At 46.0% G+C, this 19,551-nt stretch carries 12 protein-coding genes; 10 read left to right on the forward strand and 2 right to left on the reverse strand.

The features are described from left to right. Window positions 1–60 precede the first annotated feature (60 nt). Window positions 61–885: a bclA protein gene (locus QFZ80_RS03420; RefSeq protein WP_373460001.1), complete on the reverse strand. Its 825-nt coding sequence runs from the start codon at window positions 883–885 to the stop codon at window positions 61–63. A 696-nt stretch (window positions 886–1,581) separates the two neighbouring features. On the opposite strand from QFZ80_RS03420, the gene QFZ80_RS03425 reads away from it, so the two are divergent. From QFZ80_RS03425 to QFZ80_RS03470, 10 genes are all read left to right on the forward strand, one after another. Continuing rightward, on the forward strand, window positions 1,582–2,766 hold the full coding sequence (locus QFZ80_RS03425; protein ID WP_307548820.1) for an MFS transporter: 1,185 nt from the start codon (window positions 1,582–1,584) through the stop codon (window positions 2,764–2,766). Window positions 2,767–3,050: 284 nt separating this feature from the next. Further along, window positions 3,051–4,892, forward strand: a complete 1,842-nt coding sequence (locus QFZ80_RS03430) for a cache domain-containing sensor histidine kinase (protein WP_307548819.1) — start codon at window positions 3,051–3,053, stop codon at window positions 4,890–4,892. Next, a complete protein-coding gene (locus QFZ80_RS03435) occupies window positions 4,876–6,159 on the forward strand; it encodes an ABC transporter substrate-binding protein (RefSeq protein WP_307548818.1) in 1,284 nt (427 codons plus the stop codon). Before QFZ80_RS03430 ends, QFZ80_RS03435 begins: the two co-directional genes overlap by 17 nt. Window positions 6,160–6,163: 4 nt before the next feature. Then, the gene (locus tag QFZ80_RS03440) at window positions 6,164–7,339 is read left to right on the forward strand and encodes a response regulator transcription factor (RefSeq protein WP_307548815.1); all 1,176 of its coding nucleotides are present in this window, start codon (window positions 6,164–6,166) and stop codon (window positions 7,337–7,339) included. A gap of 121 nt (window positions 7,340–7,460) precedes the next feature. Then, window positions 7,461–8,771: an ABC transporter substrate-binding protein gene (locus tag QFZ80_RS03445; protein ID WP_307548813.1), complete on the forward strand. Its 1,311-nt coding sequence runs from the start codon at window positions 7,461–7,463 to the stop codon at window positions 8,769–8,771. Between the two features lie 13 nt (window positions 8,772–8,784). Next, the gene (locus QFZ80_RS03450) at window positions 8,785–9,666 is read left to right on the forward strand and encodes a carbohydrate ABC transporter permease (RefSeq protein WP_307557283.1); all 882 of its coding nucleotides are present in this window, start codon (window positions 8,785–8,787) and stop codon (window positions 9,664–9,666) included. Then, window positions 9,666–10,568, forward strand: coding sequence for a carbohydrate ABC transporter permease (locus tag QFZ80_RS03455; protein WP_307548810.1), 903 nt, complete (start codon window positions 9,666–9,668; stop codon window positions 10,566–10,568). The genes QFZ80_RS03450 and QFZ80_RS03455 overlap by 1 nt, the downstream gene beginning before the upstream one ends. Window positions 10,569–10,988: 420 nt before the next feature. After that, window positions 10,989–12,515 (forward strand): replicative DNA helicase, encoded by a 1,527-nt coding sequence (locus QFZ80_RS03460; protein WP_307548809.1) that lies wholly within the window; start codon window positions 10,989–10,991, stop codon window positions 12,513–12,515. Next, window positions 12,499–13,260 (forward strand): DUF6063 family protein, encoded by a 762-nt coding sequence (locus tag QFZ80_RS03465; protein ID WP_307548807.1) that lies wholly within the window; start codon window positions 12,499–12,501, stop codon window positions 13,258–13,260. Before QFZ80_RS03460 ends, QFZ80_RS03465 begins: the two co-directional genes overlap by 17 nt. Continuing rightward, window positions 13,244–17,674 (forward strand): coiled-coil domain-containing protein, encoded by a 4,431-nt coding sequence (locus QFZ80_RS03470; protein WP_307557285.1) that lies wholly within the window; start codon window positions 13,244–13,246, stop codon window positions 17,672–17,674. The genes QFZ80_RS03465 and QFZ80_RS03470 overlap by 17 nt, the downstream gene beginning before the upstream one ends. A gap of 555 nt (window positions 17,675–18,229) precedes the next feature. Here the strand turns inward: QFZ80_RS03470 and QFZ80_RS03475 are convergent. Next, a complete protein-coding gene (locus tag QFZ80_RS03475) occupies window positions 18,230–19,444 on the reverse strand; it encodes an SEC-C metal-binding domain-containing protein (protein ID WP_307548801.1) in 1,215 nt (404 codons plus the stop codon). Window positions 19,445–19,551: the final 107 nt, after the last annotated feature.

Genomic DNA, 19,551 nt, shown 5'->3' on the forward strand with positions numbered 1-19,551 from the left:
ATTAAGATGAGTGCTATTTGTAAACTTAACTCTATTTTATTTTAGTGGTACTAGTGACTATTATGGATTCACCTGTGTAATTTGGCATATTGAAATAGCAGCATTTACTACTGTACCTCCTCCTATATCCAATTGTCCATAAATAATTCCAAGTCCCGTTCTTTCTACGTTAAAATTTTCCGCCATTGAGCCATTACTGCTCCGAAAATTAACTGTTGTATTAATAAGTGTATCAAATAACTCTCTAAGAGGTCTTTCACGACAATCACATTCGCCCGGGAAATTGATAGGAGTATCCAATTCGATTTCAGGACCAGGTAAAAAGAGGACTGCATTCACATCTGCAATGCTGACTATAGAGGTTGTGTTAGTCTCTTCGTCTATTACCGTAACCAGAAAATCATTCACTTCATTGATGGTGACTTGAAATAATAAGGGTTGCACATTAGGTGCGTCTGCAACAGTAGAAAGAATAACGGTCACACCAATTAATTGTTCTAAGACATTCTGCATCGGAGAAACACAACAATCACAAACACTAAATTCAGGTCCTGATGGTCCTGGAACTCCTGATGGCCCTGGTGGTCCTGGTGGTCCTGGTGGTCCTGCTGGTCCAGCAGCGCCAATTGCTCCCGCAAGTCCTGCAAGTCCTTGTGGTCCAAGTGCTCCTGCAAGCCCTTCAGGTCCAGCTTCTGCAATTGCTCCCGCAAGCCCTTGAAGTAATTGCTGTCCTTCTGGCGGGGGACACGGCACCCGCACTACTTTTTTTATAACTATTTTTTTAATAACTCGAAGACGACGTTTCTTTTTTTTTCTTTTGGATAACACAATTGCGGTTTTCTTTTTACACCGTTTTTTTCTATCCGGACAACTCAACAACGACACCTCCCTATAAAGATAGTTCAGTGTACGTGAGTTGTTTATTTTAGCATGGACTATTAGCCGGCTATAGCTAGACTAAAAACCATTTTAAGAATATTGGGCGTTAATCGTTGACCAAAATTCCCGGTCACAAAGATACGCCATTGATGCGGTCCTTAGGTGATTTATCACAGGTTTATCCCATCATGCGAGGAACAAGTCCTTTATTAGTGCCACTTTCTTGGAGTAACTTTACTTAATGAAAAGTTAACGGTATTCGGATGGATAGGGGTAATTTTTATCATTATGGGTATCGCCTTTTGTAGAATGTCATCGAACCTGCTGAATAAGTCAGCTGCCAACCAAAAATATGAGCACATAATTATCCAAAGAATTATTGCTCTAACAATATCGTACATATTAAATAAAGGGCGGTGAACGGATATTTCGTTCATCTTTTTTTTTACGACGTACAAGATACGGGTTACGGTTAAGGATATAAGTTCTTGTCAAACAAGGATACAAGTTCTTGTTGTCCGACATTAAGGAACTTTTTCAGTGGCCTCACTAATAGTTAAGGGTTTTCTTTTTGAGGGTTGAGCATCACCAGAGCTTCAATCGTGCCTATTAGGCTCGTTCATTTTTCCAAAAATAAAATGTTCAACCCTATGGAAATAATCCGCATTTCTCTTTAATATAGGAAGCGTAAAGGAGGCAGTGATGGGAATTAATAGAGATATAAAACAACTTTTGTTGATGAATACGTCATCTATGATTATTTTTAACTTTATTGGGATATTTGTTAATCTTTATATCTGGCAAAAAAATCAGAGTATTTTTGATGTAACTTGGTTTAATTTAGTGATGTTTACTACGTGGGGATTTGCTTTTATTTTCGGAACTCAGCTTATAAAAAAATGGACCACACAATTATTGATACGCGTCGTGGCTCTTTGCGGGGCAGTAACATTTACCATGTTGTCTTTTTTAGAACTGGAAAATCGAATGTTCTGGATTGCTTGTATTGCGGTTCCTGTAGGCATCATGTGGAGTTTTTATGCTGTAGCTCAAAATATATCGTTGACGAAACTCGGAAAAGGCAAAGATTTTGAAAGCTATTTTTCGTTTTCAAGCATCATCGGTCAAATCGTTTCGATTGTAAATCCGCTTCTTTTTGCCGGAGTCATTTCTTTCATTGGTTTTAACGGTTCTTTTTTGCTAATGTTTGTATTTGTCGCTCTTCTTATGGTTGTTTCTTTTTACATTCCCGCTATCTCTTTAAAAGATGAGAAGCAGGAAGAGGAGATTAAAAATATATTAAGAATTCGCCCGATCCAGTGGATCATGCTCTCTTGTATGATTGCCGGTTTTTTCTTGCAGTTCCAGGGGTTATTCGCACTTGTATTTACATTTTCCATTTCCGAAAACAAACTAGTTATTGCGCTATTAAGCATTGTCTATACGCTGTCTACAATTGTGGCGATGATTTTGTACAGAAAGAAGAAAGTTCGAGATTCAACGTGGTTATCGCTCGGAATGGTTATGATTTCTTTTGGTTTTTTGCTTGCACTCTTTCAATATCCTTGGATGCTCATTGCTTCGAACGTGCTGACGACCATGGGTATGTTTTACTTTGGTACGATATGGAATACAAAACAATTTAAAATCATTGCGAAGCACTCTATTATCGAACAATCTAAAATTTTAATTTGGCGAGAGTTATCCCTTACGATTTCTCGAATCATTATGCTTGCTCTTATCCTTAGCGTTGAAAAAATCCAGGGACCTGTTTTTATTTCGCTCATGATAGTTGCCATTTTGTGTGCGGTGATTACTCCGCTTGTTTCAAATAAAATGGGAGATGCAGCCGATTCCTCGAAGCACGGTAAGTCTCGAAGTGAATAAAAAAATATTCCATTAGTGATCTTCTAGAGTAAATAAAGTCTGTCTAATCTCCCGTGGCTACGCTGGAAATCAGGCAGATTTTTTAGTTACTTCTAAAATACCCATGGAATAAAAAATGAGCGGAGGATAGCCTTTATTTTGAGATAGCCGAAAAATGTCGAATATTCAGATGATTTAGTTCATATTCTTCATTTTCACATCGATAGAAGGGGATATTGTCCTTATCTAGAATTATGTGTCAGAACATATCCGTTAAGTGTTAATGCGTGGAAGCGAGGTGAACCATGGTACGACGACGACCTATTCCTATCTTCATCCAGTTGCTGGCCGGTATGTTTCTCATTGCGGCTCTTGCTATTGCGCTTACCAATCTGTTCAACTATCGCTTAACCTCACAGCTTGCGCTGAATCGTACGGCTGGCTATACGCAGGAGTCTGTCGACCAATTGTCGGCTAAGATTGATGTGCTGCTGCGTCAATATGATCAAGCCTCCCAGATGATTGCGTTCGATGAAAAGGTGCAGACCGCTTTGAACAAGCCGATTACAAAGCAAGGAGGGCAAGAGCAGCTTGCGTTGAACCGCTACCTTGCGGAGAAAACGCGCTATATCGCAGGTGAAATGCTCATTCACCTTTTTGACCGGGAAGGCAATGCTTACTCGTCTAACGAGTCGCTCCAGTTGTTTTGGCCGAAAGCGGATGACGCTGTGAGTGCTGTCACTTGGTACAGGAAAATGGAGGAGCTTGATGGTCATATGCTGTGGGTGTATGGTCCGGCTTGGCGAGATGGTGAGATTCCTGCCATTATTGGGGCCCGAAAGCTGAAGGACTCTCGAAACCTTACCGTTTTGGGGGATCAGTTCGTGGTGTTTCCTGTGGAGAAAATGAACCGGATGATTGGTGAAACGGGACAGCGTATCGAGCGAAAGGTGCAGGTCATGGATTCCATAGGGAATATTGTGTATTCGACGGAGCCTCGCGAGATTGGAACGGCGGCAGATCAAGGGCTGTTTTCCAAGTTCGGTGGGAATGCGCAGCCTTTCTTCGAATGGACGACGAGGGAGGATCGCAAGCGGATGCTTGTGACCTATGCCAAGTCCAATTACAGTGATTGGACCACCATCGCCTATTTCAAACCTGAAGCGGTGTACAGTGACGCTTCGCAGATGTGGGCGAATGCGCTGCTGACCATGGCTGCAGGTATCGGGATTGCCCTCGCACTGGTAGCGTACTTCACATGGACGCTTACGAAGCCAATTCGTCAATTGGCCGATGGGATGAACAAGCTGAGCAAGGAAGGCATCAAGCCGATCGACCGGCCTTTTGCGAGCCGGGAGATTACGCAGCTGTATTCAAACTACAATGGCATGGTGCGTCAGCTGGAGGAAGTCGTTCAACGGCTCTCCGAGCAGCAGATCAGTGCCCAGAGGGCGGAGCTTGTCGCGTTGAAAGCACAGTTCCGACCGCATTTCTTATACAATTCACTCAATCTGATTTACTGGACGATTGAGGACGAGAGGCCAGAGAAGGCGCAGGAAATGACACTCGCGCTCGGTGAACTGCTTCGCTATAGCGTCCATCCGTCGACCGATTTCGTGACGCTCGGGGAGGATCTGGCGCAGCTGGACCGGTATTTATTGCTCCAGCGGGCGCGCTTCGGTGAGAAATTCAACGTTAGTCTCGACGTAGAAGAAGGATTGCAGCAGCAAAGTGTGATCCGGCTCGTCCTGCAGCCGCTCGTCGAGAATGCCTTCCACCATGGCTTAGAGCACAAGGACGAGGGGGACTGGCTCATTCGAGTCCGGATCTACCGGCAGGACGGCAAGATCCTGTGCTCAGTGGAAGACAATGGCGTAGGTATGCCGCTTGCGGCCCTGCAGTTGCTTGAAGACTCGATTCATCGGGAGCAAGGCTTTGAGAAGAAGGCGGGCGGTATCGGATTAAGCAATCTGCATAAGCAGCTGCAGGCTTTCTTTGGTCCAGGCTACGGAATTCGCCTGATGCCAAGTCTTTTGGGAGGACTGCAAGTGGTATTATCACTTCCTCTGCTGGACCCGCCATCTCAGTTAGATAGGGAGCAAGGATTGTTAATGCTGGGTAAAAGAGGGGATGATGGTGCTGCCTAATTTATTTCTTCGGCTTTCGCTAGTACTGGCAATGATCAGCCTGCTGTGCTCCTGCTCCCCCGAAATGGTCATGCCGAGTGTGAAAAGCTCTCCGAAGCCCAGTACACTGCGTATCTGGCTGTGGCCGGGAAGTGGGCTGGAGCCGCTGATTAAGAAGTATGCGGCAGAATATCCTCAGATGGATGTCGAAATGGTTACTTTTCAATACGACGATGTGGTGCCGAGTCTCATGACCTCGCTAGCAACGAAGGCTGATTCCCCCGATCTTGTTCTGTTGGAGGCTTCGCAGCTGAATCAATTAAAGCGCTTCCAGAACCAGTTCTATAACCTCTATGATTACGGCGACGAGCGAGTTCATTATCTGGACTGGAAATGGCGGCAAGCGGAAAGCAAGAATGGTGGCTTCTTGTATGCCATGCCTGTAGATATCGGGCCTGTGGCACTTGCGTACCGCCATGACTTATTTCAGGAGGCCGGTTTACCAACGGAACGGGAGAAGGTGGCGGCCTATCTGTCCGATTGGGACGCGCTGGAGCAAGCAGGAGTCCTATTGAAGCAGCGAACGGGGGCCGTATTATTCGATAATATAACGAATATCTTCCTTAGCTATCTCAACCAGTTTGACGGTCAATATGTGCTGCCTGTGGAGCACGAATTAAGTCCTCATGTTAAGGAAGCTTGGGATCGGGCGGTGTATTTCCACAAGCATGGCCTCAGCGCCGGGTTGCCATCGCAAACTTCAGCTTGGGCCGAAGGAGCGGTCAATCGAAAATTCGCCCTCGTATTGGCTCCTTCTTGGCTTCACGGCATGATGAAGAAGAATGCTCCTGCTACTGCGGGCAAGTGGGATCTGACCCGGGCACCTGGTCTGCCATCCAATTTAACAGGGACGTATTTGGCGATGCCGAAGACAAGTTCATCTCCCAAAGCGGCGTATTCGCTAGCTTGCTGGTTAACGGCTCCACAGCAGCAGCTGGCGAATTTTATTGGCAGCGGGAATTTTCCTTCCACACCGGAATCGTACTCCTCTTCCGATTTCCTGGAGGTTAACGATCCCTTTTTCAATGATGCGCCAGTTGGTCAAATTTATTCTTACACGGCGCTTCGCTACAAATCAGGCTATGATGATTACGATTATACGACGATTGAAAGATGGATTCGCGACGGTCTTCGGCGGGTTGAATCTGACGGTGCAGATCCTGAGTTAACGTGGAAAGGGATTATGCAGCAGTTTGAGACGCTAAACCATGTAGAAGGAGGAGGCTAACCGCATGTTTACTGTTCTGATTGTAGACGATGAAGCAAATGTACGTCTTCCAATGTGCAGAACACTGGTCCGATTCGAAGGCGTGGGTGAAGTGTTGGATGCCTCTAGCGGGTTGGAGGCGATTACTATACTGCAGCAGAGGACGGTGCAGCTCGTTATTACCGATATCCGCATGCCGGCTGGGGACGGCTTGCAGCTTGCCGAATATATAAGGCAGCATTCACCGCAAACTGATGTGTATGTGCTGACGGGGCATGCGGAATTCGATTATGCCATGAAAGCGATGCAGCATCAAGTGGCAGCCTACCTGCTTAAGCCTCTTTCCAAGGAGAAGCTGCTAGAAGTGTACAACGAAGCTTATGGGAACTACCGCCGGCGAATGGAGTCCGAGCAGGTGAATGTGATCCGCAGCCGAGCCTTGCTGGAGAAACGAATGCACGACCTGCTCCACGGGGTGCCGGTGCCAACCTTCGATGAAGGGCTAATTCCGCAATATGCCGCCATCCGGCTCGTCTCCTTCTCGACAAAGGATTTGCGGTCACTGGGGGAGACCTCGGTACGTTACTTCATCCGGGAATGTGCCCAGGAATCGTTCAGCGGACTGGGGACGGCAGCAGTATGCGTTGAGGACCGGCTCATCACCGTGGTGCTGTTCATCGAGAACGATGATAAAGAGGCCTGGGAGCAGCAGGTGCAGGAGATTTCGAAGTGGATGGAAGCAAAGCTCCGCATTGAAGTGAAGATAGGTCATGGCGGCTGCACCAAGGAGATAAGTGATCTTGGGTTGATGTATATGCGCAGCATGATGAGCTTGGGCTTCAATGAAATTACAAGGAAGGAAAGAGGGGACTCATTTCCGCCGATTATTAAGGCGCTTTTGAAATACGTACATAATGAATATGCCAACGAAGCGGTGAATTTGTCCGATTTTGCCCAGCAATTCCAAGTGAATGCCAATTATTTAAGCAATTTGTTTCATCAGGAGATGGGACTCACCTATACCCAGTACTTGACGCAAATCAGGCTCACGGAGGCCAAGCGATGGCTGCGCGAGACGAACCTGAAAGTATATGAGATATGCATAAGGGTAGGGTATAAGGACCCAGCCTATTTCAGTCGCATCTTCAAAACCTTCGTCGGTATGGCCCCCGGGGATTATCGGACGGTGGAACATTCCTGAGAAGAGTCCAAGAAATCGAAGATTCGTTACCTATACGAGCTGTAAAGTCCTGCCTATACTAAATGTAAGGACTTACTAATATGAAAGTCCAGTTGAAAATGGTGAAGGGAGCGTTTATCGAATGAATTGGATGCCTAAACGCAAGTCCATGTTTCTGCTCTTGGTTTCTCTTCTTGTTCTTCTAAGTGCATGCAGCAGCAGCGGAGGAACGCAAGTCGCAGTAAAAAATGAAGCAGGTGGAAACAGCGGGAAAAAGGTTCAACTGCAAATGTGGTTTTGGCAGGGGGCATCATTTGAAAAGATAATACCAGAGTTTAACCGCACCCATCCGAACATCGAGATTGTTCCACAGATCTATAAGTGGGAGGACGCCCATAAGAAGCTTTTGACGGCGATGTCGGCAGGCTCGGGGGCTCCGGACATTGCGATGATCGATATTTCACAGATGGACCAATTCTTGAAGTACCCTGATAAATTTTACGACCTGAACGAGTATGGAGCTAAGGATCTGTCCAAGGATTATCTGGATTGGAAATGGAAGCAAGGCAGCGCTGGCAGCAAGCAGCTTGGATTTCCTACGGACATCGGTCCGATGGTGCTTTACTACCGCCAAGATCTGTTCCAACAAGCCGGACTCCCTTCGGAGCCTAACGATGTTGCGGCCAAGATTAAGAATTGGGACGACTTCCTCGCTGCTGGCAAAACATTAAAGGAGAAAACAGGCGCTAGTATTTTATCCAACCCTTATGAATTATATGGTGCGATTCGCGACCAGGGCAATGAACTGTACTTTGATAAAGACGAGAATTTGACAATGGATTCCAACCCGCAAATCAAGAAAGCGTTGGATTATTATAAGAAAGCCCGTGAAATGGGCATCGCTGGAGCTTATGACCAGAAAAATGCGCTGCAGGAGTACTCTGCCGCTCTGAATTCCGGCAAAATCGCTACGTACATCTCTGCCGCATGGGGCAAAGGCCACGTTGAAACCCGCGCACCGGATACGAAGGGCAAATGGCGTGCAGCCAAAATTCCGGAGGGCACCGGCAACATGGGTGGTTCGTTCTTACTTATTCCGAAGGAAACGAAGAACGCCAAGGAAGCTTACACAGCTATTAGTTGGATGCTTTCACCCCAGCAGCAGTTAGAGGTATTCAAGATTTCAGGCAATTTCCCTTCGACTCCGTCGGTCTATGGCGATAAAGCGTTCACAGAGGCGGGGTATGAATTCTGGGGCAACCAGAAGCTCGGCATCTTGTTCTCCGAGGTAGCCAAGGACGTGAAGGTACAGCGTAAAGGACCTTTCTATCAAACCGTGGAAGATATTATTAGCGATGGCATGCAGGCCGTGACGGTCGATAAGACCAAGGATCCTGACAAAGAATTCGCGGCCCTCATTGAGAAGGCCAAGACCAAATTGAAAAACAAATAGGGATGTGGCTGCGATGAGAGGGTTGAAGACGTATCTGGCGCCCTACCTGATGATATCTCCATTTTATATCTTGTTTATCGTATTCGGCTTGTTTCCGATCCTGTTCTCGCTGTACCTAGCTTTCCACTCGTGGGATGGGCTCGGGCCGATGGAGTTCGTGGGACTTCGCAATTTCCGTAACCTGCTGACCGATGATCCAGATTTCTGGAAGTCGGTCGGCAACACCTTCGTCATCTGGTTTTTTTCGACCTTACCGCAGCTGTTTCTGGCACTGGTCGTCGCATTTCTGCTCAACGCCGCTTTCGTGCGGTTCAAGGACTTTTACCGAGCGGTCTATTTTCTGCCGAATATTACGTCGATTGTGGCTGTAGCCATTATTTTCGGGTCGTTCTTCGGCAGCCAATTCGGGCTGATTAATGGGCTGCTCCAGGTCGTTGGGCTGCCCCGGATTGAATGGATCAACGATCCATTCTGGGTGAAGGTCGCTGTGTCGCTCATGGTCATTTGGCGGTGGACGGGCTACAATGCCATCATTTACTTGGCCGGGCTGCAGAGTATCCCGCATGACTTGTATGAAGCAGCTACGATTGACGGAGCGAACCGGAAGCAGCAGTTCTTCAGCATTACGCTGCCGCTGTTGAAGCCGATCATTCTGTTCACTGTGATCCTTTCGACGATTGGCGGCATGCAGTTGTTTACAGAACCCTTAATTCTAGTCGGCAATACCGGCGGGGCAACCAAAGGCGGGTTAACGCTGGTGCTGTATCTGTATAACCAAGCCTTCGGCAATCAGTTGTTCGGCTATGCTTCCGCTATCGCTTGGATGCTGTTCCTGATCATCGGTGTTTTCTCCTTCTTGAATTGGAAATTCGTTTCGAGAGGGGAGGGAATCTAATGAGATCGGAATCTTCCAAAGTAACGGTCACTCGCCGAAGCAGAGATGCCGTCGCCCTAACCAAGACCCCAGCGAAGTCCTCTTGGGCTTCAGGAACGTTCCTTATTCACATCGGGATGCTGGTCGGTACTCTATTGTCGCTATTTCCTTTTTACTGGCTGTTCGTGATGTCTACCGCAACGACTTCGGATATGTTCCGGTTTCCCCCGAGGTTTCTGCCTAGTGATCAGCTGTTGGTTAATATCGGAAAGGTTATCGATCATGTCGGGTTTTTCCGATCGTTCGGCAACAGCTTGATCGTGGCAGGTGTACACACACTTCTGGTTCTGTTTTTTTGCTCGATGGCGGGCTTTGCCTTTGCCAAATTTTCATTTCCAGCCAAGCCGTTCCTGTTCTTCTTTCTGTTGATGACCATGATGGTGCCGCAGCAGTTGGGGCTAATTCCCCAGTTCATCATTATACAAAAGCTGGGCTGGATCAATGATCTGAAAGCCTTGATCATCCCGGGGGCGGCGAGTGCATTTGGTATCTTCTGGATGCGGCAGTATGCGGCCTCCGTGCTGCATGATGAGCTTATCAATGCAGGACGCATTGACGGCTGTAACTCTTTTGACCTGTACTATCGTGTAGCGCTTCCGGTGCTTCGCCCGGCGTTGGCGACCCTCGGCATCATTACGTTCCTGAACTCCTGGAATGATTATTTGTGGCCGCTCGTCGTCATCTCCGTACAGAACAAATTCACGATCCAGATGCTGATTGCCTCAATGAATGGCGTATACAGCACGGACTACTCTATGGTCATGGCCGCAACGCTGATGGCTACGGTACCGCTCATTATAGTGTTCTCAATCTTCAGTCGGCAGTTTATTGCCGGGCTTATGCAGGGGTCGGTGAAGGATTGACAATCCGGTGAGTATGGGAGCAATCGAAGGCAGGATATAGTTGCTATTGCAGGAAGGGGCTGCCCCAAAAGCCATGAAAAATGGCTGAGGGATAGCCCTTTTTTTGCATAAAATGCGTACAAACATTCGCCCATGGTGCTATACTAAAAGTGACGAAAAAAGATCGGTTGGAAATCGAAGTGAAAACATCAGTTTGATAAAGTCTGTTTGGGCTTAATCGCTCAAACAGGCTTTTTTTATTGGATGGAACTACTTCCCAATGGCCTACCAATCCTTCAACCTTTGAAATTTTGATATAATAGGCATATATTCTCAAACAGGAGCATGTGTGAATGGACCCCGCTGCATAGCAGCTGGCGGTTACTTCCCCCAAGAAATATTACCTACATACGAGCTTTGTACGATTTGGAGGCATACAGCATGGATTACGTAGAAATTGGTCAGGTTATTTCCGGGTTTCGGGAACGTATGACCAAGCTGGCACTTTTTGATCCTCTTTATGAGCTTCAGAGAAAGCGGCAAACCGACCGACAAAACAAACCGATAGATTTCATGGAGCTTGGTCTGCTGACTCTGCTTTACTTTTTTGAACAGAAGTTGATGCGAAACAATAAGGCGGGTGTCAAAGACTTAGCCGAGTTTCTATTGAAGGTGACGGGGATCTTCATCGATTTGGATGAAGCCGGATTTGAGGATCTGGCCAGGCAGATCACGCAAGTATTTCGCCCAACGACAGGGAAGAAGCGGGATTTTACATTTATGAATTGGGAAACCGGTCAGTCGGAGCATATTTACATATCGATTCTGAAAGCGAATGCCTTCGACTTAAAAACGAATACGCAGTACTACACGCTCGACGAAGATGGGTTGGAGCTTATTTTTGCGACCAAGGAGTTTTATACAGAATTTCAATTATCGATTCATCAGCTGGTGCTGCGCAAGCAATTGGAGAAGGGCGAGTTCGAAGGCGCACTGCGGCAAATTAATGAAATGCGAATTGATGTAGAAGCTTTGCAGGAGCGGATGGTCAAGCTGGAGCATGAGTTGAAAAGAAACATCGTGTCGGAAGAAACGTTCGGACGATATAAAGGACTGCTGGAAGATATTTATTTGCGCTTGCAGATGGAGAATGAAGAGTTTGAAGAACTGAGGCAATTCGTGAAGGAGACGAAGGATCGCGTTCAGGCACAAACGGTTAGACAAGCAGATCAACGGCCTTATGAGTTAATTTTACGCATATCCAATGAGCTGGAGAAAGTGCATGGCGAGCATTCGAATCTATTTCATCAGAGTATGGTATTGAAATCACATGCACTAGGCGCAGCGCAAGAATCCTTATATTATACCGGGTTGGATTCCTTTAATTTTGATCAGGATATAGCTTCTCTTATCTTTAGTACGCCACTGCCTTTGGAGACGATGAAAGGTGTGCTGGCACCGTTCCTGCCGGTTCAAGAGACGAAGATGTGGTCGCTTTTGACGGTATGGGCTGAGCAAAATATGCTGGAAGACGGCAGCGGTCAGGAGCGGGATGACAGGTTCCTGGAACTTGGCGGAGACAGCGACGAATATCGGTACCAGACGATGCAGAAAAAGCTGTATAAGCTTCTTATGGAGCAGCTGCTGCAAAGGATGGAAGAGCAGGGTCACGTTGAATTGAAACCGTTTATTCAATTGTTCGAAGAGAGCGAGCATGCAAGACTGCTGGGTGAGAGAGCTTTCTATGATTTCTGGATCTATCTGCATCAAAGAAGTCCGCTTCAGGCGGATGATAAGGATAAACAGCAAAATGAAGAGCAGGGTACGTTGCTGGAAGACATGTATATGCTTCTGGGAAACCGCTGTCTGGTCATCATAGAGCAAGAGGATATTATTAAGGTAAACGATAGGTTTAGCATACAGAATATGTTGATTTCATGGGGAGAACAGGATGACAATTGGACTTGAAAATGGGACAGTAATGAGAGCTTTTCGCATCTATACCTTGCTCGCTCGCGATAACGCTGCCAGCAAAGAATGGCTCCAAGAATACATGGCGGACGATGTGGTGCGTGGGCTTGTGGATCAATTCGCGCGTGAAGTCGATTGTGTGACGGTTATTGCCGGCGAACAGCTGTATATGATACCGGAGACACGGCTATCGCCTTTTCATATGAACAACGAAGTGATTAAACGTACCTATTTGCGGGCGAATGCCGTGAATGCGGATCTATATCTGATGTATGTCAGCATCATTGTGTTGATTGGGGCCTTTTATGACAGCTACCAAACGATGGAGCCAACGAGAAGCTTTATCGGAATTGAAGAGTGGACGGAGCTTGTGAATGAGCGAATAGCGTTATTGAAGACGCATCCTGAAGCTGAATTAAGAGAGATGGAGAAGGAATTTTCCTATAACTGGACAGCCTTGATTGAAAAATGGAGTGCCATGGACGATATCAAGGAAACAGCTGCGAGGCAAAGCGGGAATACGATTAGCAGGGTTAGCTTTATGGATTCTGTCCGCAAGTTTCTGGTCGCCCAAGAGTTAGTGATCGATATTGGCAACCAGGAAATTACGTTAACCGAAAAGGCCAAAGTAGTTGTTCAGCGTTATTTTATGGAGCTGGAATATAACCGTGGCATTTTGGAGTTTTTATATCAAAGCGATGCAAATGAGGGGGAGGGAAGCGAACATGCCAGCCATCTCTAAAATACGTTTTACGAATGTGGTCTATGAGGATGGAAATAAGCGCTACAACGATGAATTGTTTCATTTCGATGGGCATAATGGCGCGATTCTGTTGGAAAATGGAGGAGGCAAGACGGTTTTTATTCAATCTGCGATTCAAGCCATACTGCCGCATGCGGAGCTTGCTGGTCGTAAAATGAAGGATACGTTAAGTCTCGAAAACGGCCCTGCGCATATCGCAATTGAGTGGATTCTGAGTGAACGGCCACGGAGATATGTGGTTACTTGCGTTAGTTTGTTTCTGACAGCAACAGGAATAGATTCCTTTCGGTATGTCTATGATTATCCGGAGCTTGATGCAGATAGCATTGATCGGATACCTTTTGTCAAGGAAAGTGCAGGCAACCTTCGAGCAGCGGATAAAGGCGAAATCCATGATTATTACCACCAGATGACGTCGAAAAGAATGAACGCGAAGCTACCGCCTACGATAAAAGATTACAAGAAAGTTTTGGAAAATGATTATCACATTATCGCATCAGAGTGGGATCGTATTGCGAAGATCAACAGCTCAGAGGGCGGTGTAGAGAGCTTTTTTGATGAATGTAAAACGACGAGCCAATTGTTCGATCGCTTGTTGATCCCAACGGTCGAAGATGCGATGGGAGGATACGAACAAGGCGAGTTCGCGAATAATTTTGAAATGCACAGGGACAGCTTCAAAAAATATAAAGAATTAAAAGAGAAAATCGAAGAAAATAAAAAAATCCTCGTTGAATTGGATGGCTATGTGCTTCATTTTGCCAAAATGGATGCCAAACAGGTGGCTTATGCAGCTGCCCAGGCTGAAACGAAGGCCTATTGGTTATTAGTCAATGAGCAGAAAAATGAGGAAAGCGCCAAGCTTTCACAATGGCACCGTCAAATGTCAGAATGCGACCAGCAGTTGCTGTTATTGGCTCGGAAGAAAGATTCCCTTCAGATTGCAAAGCAAAAACAGGAGCAATCCGCTTTGGAAACAAAGCTAAGATTGGTCGAGGAAGACGTTGAACGGAAAGAGGCGCAAGTACGAAGTGCTAAGCAGCACTACTACTCTCTGCGTTTGGCCGACTACAAGCAGCAGTGGACCTCTGCAGAAGAGCGCATGAATTATTTGCAGCGCGAACTTGATCAATTCGGAAATACCGAGGATGAGGTTGTTCTCCGGGAAGCATGGATCAATAACGGCGGGCAAATTCGCAGTATTTACAGCAAGATGGAGCAAGAGTGGCAGGTGGAAGAAGAGAAACTCAGGCAGGAATTAGATGCTTATCAGAATAGGACGGCCTTAGAGGAAACGATTCTGAGAGATCTATCGAGCGAACTAGAGGAATTGAACAAGCAGCTCATTGAACATAGATCCATTGTGCAGGCTCGCGAGAAAGATAGGGACGTGCTTAAGATCAATGTTCTGGCAAATCCAGCGGTCGAGAGCATGGAAGGCAGTATGTCGGATTGGATTCAGCGTTATCAGAAGTTGGATGACAGCAATGTGCTGCTTGTGCAGAAAAACAAGGATTTGGCATTCGGTAAGGAGGAAAGCGGAAGAGAGCTTGAACGAGTTAATGAAAACCTTAAGATCGCCTATGTGCAACGCGTCAGCTCAGAGCAAAATCTCGAAGCATTTAAAAAAGAACACCAATCCATGCTTACTGAAATTGCTGCGTACAGGGCTTCATGGGGGAGACTCTCATCCGTTTATGAGAAGCAGAGTTCGATTGAAGAACGGCTTAGGGAGGATTTGGAAAAGCTGCACCTGGATAAGGAAGCATATTTGTTGAAAGAGCGCCTTGCTTTTCGCTATATCGATGATTACAGCTACCAGCATACTTTTTTTGCAGATGTCTATGTGGCAGGATTGGTGGAGAAATGGCGTAATCAATTCGCGTTATTGGAGACAGGCATTCAATATTTGCAGGGCTTAGACCTAACCGAGCGGGCAATGACACATCCTCTCTGGTCCGTGACTTTGATTACGACAGAAGAAGAGGTTGGGTTATTAACAAGCAAGCTGCGGCAGTATGCGGAGGATATGCAGTTCCCGATTCAAGTCATCTCATCGCAGAAAGCATCGCGTCTAGCCAATATGGATACACCGATAGCTGTGCAAGAAAAAGCTTGGGTTGAACCGCAGCATTGGCGTGAAAATGCGGATGTCGTTGAATTTGCGAGCTGGAAACAAGCGATATCTCAAAAAGGCGAAGAGGTCCTGACAGCACGTAAAGTAAAGGAAAGTGAATTGCAGCGTACGTCTGATTTACAAACTTCTTTCTCTCGATTCATTGCTTCATACCCGCTTGAGATCGTACAAGAGATGGAAAGGCAAGTTGGACTTAAGCGCGAACTAGTGCGTGAATTAGAGAGCCAAGAGGATTCAATCAGGAAATCGGTGCGACAGGCTGAGCAAACGATACAACAGCACAATAGCATCATGGACGAGCAAAAAGGTGAAATGATTCAGCTTCAGCAATGGATTGAAAAAGGACGGACATATGTCGAGCTGGGGAAAGAAATCGACGCATTGAACGGGGTCATCGATCTGCTTGTTGAACAGGCAGAAGATCAGCAAAGCAAGTGGGATAGCAGGCAGCGCTCTATGGAGCAAGTGAAGCTGCAGATCGAATCCGTGAAAAGCAGAATGAACTATTTGAGAACCGAGAAAGCGAGTCAACAAAATCAAGAGCTGTATATGGAGACTGTCGATGTGCAGCCGATTAAAGCGAATTATAGCTTAGAGTGGTTGAAAACGGAACGGAAGGATTTAGATCTCAAGTTAAATCGTATATCCCAGGGGCGTCAACAGCTTGAAGCGGAGTGGAATCATGCCAAGACCAGCAGAACAACGCTGGAGAAGGAGATGAACAAGCTTCGACTGGAGCAAGCTGACTTGGATTTAAATGAAGATCTTGCGTTTACCGCGACCGGTGAAGAACAGATGTCGCAGCTGTTATCGGAGCTCAAGGAACATGAATCTCGGTTGTCTCGTGACAAAGAAGAATTTACGCGAGTTGAGAAGCAATTTGATGCACTAGCGACGACAATTAAACTACTCATTGAGCAGTATGGCGCTGCGCATTCGGGTGAGCTACCTGTAGCCTTCATGGAGTCTCTGACTGTGGTGCATGAGCAAGTTCAAAGCGAAGATACACGTCTGCAACAGCAGAAAATGGGATTACAGCAGCTGCATACACAAATTCAGGCTCAATTAGGCAAAATCGAAGATGTTATCCAATACTTGAATCAATATAAAATCATGCATGGTTTTGAAAATCCACTTATTCAGGCTTCATTTATTACGCAAGAGCTGAAAGCAGAGTTTCCGTTTGACAGGATGAAAATGGTCCGAAAATCCGTGACTTTGCTGTCTGGCGTTATGAAAGAACTGGAAGCAGAAGAGACATTGGTAAAAAAGGCGAGAGTTCATTTTATCGATTTTTGCCGGAAACAAATCAAAGATATCAAAATGAGAGATATGGCTGAGCAAGGTGTCGAGAAAAAAGACAACTATCAGGAGCTAACGCAATTTCAACAGAAAATGCACAGCCGGATTGAACGTGTCAACCATGTCGCAGAAGAAACGATGCGTACACATAATCAACAGCTCGAGCAGTATATTATTCATGTGCACAGCCATATCAAGCTGATCGCTTCTGAACTTCGAGATATTCCTAACAAAACCAGAGTCAAGGTCGAGGATCAGTGGAAGCACATTTACTCGTTTCAAATTCCCGAATGGGATGAGCTGGAAGCCAAGGACCATCTGCGCAAGCATCTGGAATGGATTTTGGCTGAACTGGAAAAAGGTTCCTACCGTGATGACAACGGTCAAGAAGTGAAATCGACGGTACGCAAGGAGATTGAGAAATGGCTGGATACCAAGCAGCTTCTGCACATTGTTTTACAGGAAAGGCCGATGAAAGTATCCTGCCGCAAAGTAACTAATGAGAATAACGTAACGAAGGCGTCCTTCTCTTGGGAGCAGTCTAATAATTGGTCTGGCGGGGAAAAATGGAGCAAGAATATGACCTTGTTCTTGGGATTACTCAACTATGTCGCCGAAAAACGTCAACATATTCAAGCGAATATGAAAAGACATCGTACCGTGATCCTCGATAATCCCTTCGGTAAAGCGTCGAGTGACCATGTACTCAGTCCTGTATTTTTTATAGCCGAGCAGCTCGGCTTCCAGATCATAGCGCTCACAGCGCATGCGGAAGGCAAGTTTCTTAAAGACTATTTTCCAGTCGTCTTTAGCTGCAGGCTCAGACAAGCAGCAAATGGAAGTAAACTAGTCATGACCAAAGAGAAGGAAATTAACCAGGCCTATTTCCGTGATTACGCACCGATTTCATTAGAAAGATTAGGGGATGTTAAGCAGATGGAGTTATTCATATAGCTGCTGTTTTATTTCCTGGTGAAAAGTAAAATAGACATTAAGAAAGTCTGCCCTATCTCCTGTGGTTACGCATCGGAGATCAGGCAGGCTCTTTTTGACGGAAGAATTTATACGTTTTGGGTTTGGGGTAAGCAAAGCTTACTTTTTTTATTCGTACGCTTCCCGGAGAGTTCTCGCTGAAAGCGCGTTTTCGATGCTTATTTGTTTGGGCGCTCCAGTTTAAGCGCGTTTTCCGTGCTTATTTACTGCGGACGCGCGAGACAGTCTGCTGAGAAGTCGATTTTCGGCTTCTCAGAATCTGACAACGAGCTTCTGCTCGCAGAGCGCTCGCTGAAAGCGCGGTTTTCGCGCTTAGTTGTTTGGGCGCTCCAGTTTAAGCGCGTTTTCCGCACTTATTTACTGCGGACGCGCAGGACAGTCTGCTGAGAAGTCGAATTTCGACTTCTCAGACTCTGTCAACGAGTCTTGGCTCGCAGAGCTCTCGCTGAAAGCGCGTTTTCCTTTGTCCGGGCGTTCCTGTTCCTTGATGGTTTTTTTTATGAGAGTCAAATTTTTCTATGCGTTACTGCAGCACTTCTTGTATTTTTTACCGCTTCCGCAATGACAAGGGTCGTTACGTCCTACTTTATCCATCTTCATGTAGGAGGTGGTTGATACTGGACTTACTGGACTTTTACCCGTAAAGTGCCGATTTATCTCATTTGTTCGTTTGGCGCGTCTTTTATTCTCTTCTTCTAGCTCCAGCTTCCAGAGACTCCTCTGAGGCAGCAGAGTGTCAGACATTATACAATGGGCATAAAGCGTTTCTTTGAGATTCAGGTGTCCGCTGTCATAGCCATTCTCCACGAGTTCTTGCACCAAGGGAATACCTATAGTGGAGCCTAACTCGCACAGTCCGTCGGCCAGCTTTGTTGCATAAGTGATATCATTCTCGCTGGGAAGCAGCGCAAGGAGTGCTTTCTCAGAAGCAGGCAGCTTAATATTTCCGAACACATCCGATGCAAAGAGGCGATAGTATTCCTCGGATGCTGCAGTGTATTTTTCAGCTAATGTCGTAATGACAGATTCAGTGCCAATCCGAACAAGGGCCTTCACAGCAGTTTCCGGCAGAACATCATCTTCAGCTCCCACAAAGCTGCATAGTAATGGAATTGCCGTTTCCAGCTGCATTTCACCTGCCAATTGTGTGTAAAAGATCGTCTCGTAACTAAAATCGTCCGGATCGTAGGAATCAAGTACATTCAAAATGTAGTCAGGCGATACACTCTTGCGGTGTGCGAGTTCATGTATCAGTTGGTCGCCATAAAATGTATCAATGTCATTATAGTATTTGCCGTAAGCTTCTTTAATGAAATGTTCGAATGCATCGAAGAGAGCATCATTTTCCAAAATTGCAATGTTCATTCTGGTTTGTATCCGTTTATTTAACTCCTCAGTCTTAGTCAGAACATCCAGATAAGGTTCAAGCAGAGATAGATCGCTATGAATGAGAATGTTAAATAAATGAAATTTGGTGTTGGCATCCATATTCGCTGCTTGAAGAAGCTCCATGATCTCTGAGATCGTTTCCTGTGATTGAGTGAATAAGCGGGCTGCGAACAGGTGGAAGGTCTCACCCTTCTTAACTTGTTTCAGCCTTTGAAGGACGAGCGGCATAAGTGTAGCATCATTCAAATATAAATTGCTGTTAGAAAAATAATTGATCGCAGCGTGGCTAACGACTAGCTCCGGGTGTAAAATAAACGGTTTAACCTGAATAGGTGTGAGCACGGAGAACAACCTTTCTTTTTAGTTTTGCTATATTAAAATATTGTCTATAATTATAATACAATACTAGAATGAGTTTGAAAAAGAAACTGTATGGCGAGGAGGAACAG

The sequence above is a fragment of the Paenibacillus sp. V4I7 genome, from assembly GCF_030817275.1.
Taxonomy (GTDB): Bacteria; Bacillota; Bacilli; order Paenibacillales; family NBRC-103111; genus Paenibacillus_E.

Bases quoted from the DNA above. Each gene is read 5' to 3' on its own strand.
- QFZ80_RS03435 (WP_307548818.1), top strand. From the start codon at position 4,876: ATGATGGTGCTGCCTAATTTATTTCTTCGGCTTTCGCTAGTACTGGCA.
- QFZ80_RS03455 (WP_307548810.1), top strand. From the start codon at position 9,666: ATGAGATCGGAATCTTCCAAAGTAACGGTCACTCGCCGAAGCAGAGAT.
- QFZ80_RS03465 (WP_307548807.1), top strand. From the start codon at position 12,499: ATGACAATTGGACTTGAAAATGGGACAGTAATGAGAGCTTTTCGCATC.
- QFZ80_RS03425 (WP_307548820.1), top strand. From the start codon at position 1,582: ATGGGAATTAATAGAGATATAAAACAACTTTTGTTGATGAATACGTCA.
- QFZ80_RS03450 (WP_307557283.1), top strand. From the start codon at position 8,785: ATGAGAGGGTTGAAGACGTATCTGGCGCCCTACCTGATGATATCTCCA.
- QFZ80_RS03470 (WP_307557285.1), top strand. From the start codon at position 13,244: ATGCCAGCCATCTCTAAAATACGTTTTACGAATGTGGTCTATGAGGAT.
- QFZ80_RS03445 (WP_307548813.1), top strand. From the start codon at position 7,461: ATGAATTGGATGCCTAAACGCAAGTCCATGTTTCTGCTCTTGGTTTCT.
- QFZ80_RS03440 (WP_307548815.1), top strand. From the start codon at position 6,164: ATGTTTACTGTTCTGATTGTAGACGATGAAGCAAATGTACGTCTTCCA.
- QFZ80_RS03430 (WP_307548819.1), top strand. From the start codon at position 3,051: ATGGTACGACGACGACCTATTCCTATCTTCATCCAGTTGCTGGCCGGT.
- QFZ80_RS03460 (WP_307548809.1), top strand. From the start codon at position 10,989: ATGGATTACGTAGAAATTGGTCAGGTTATTTCCGGGTTTCGGGAACGT.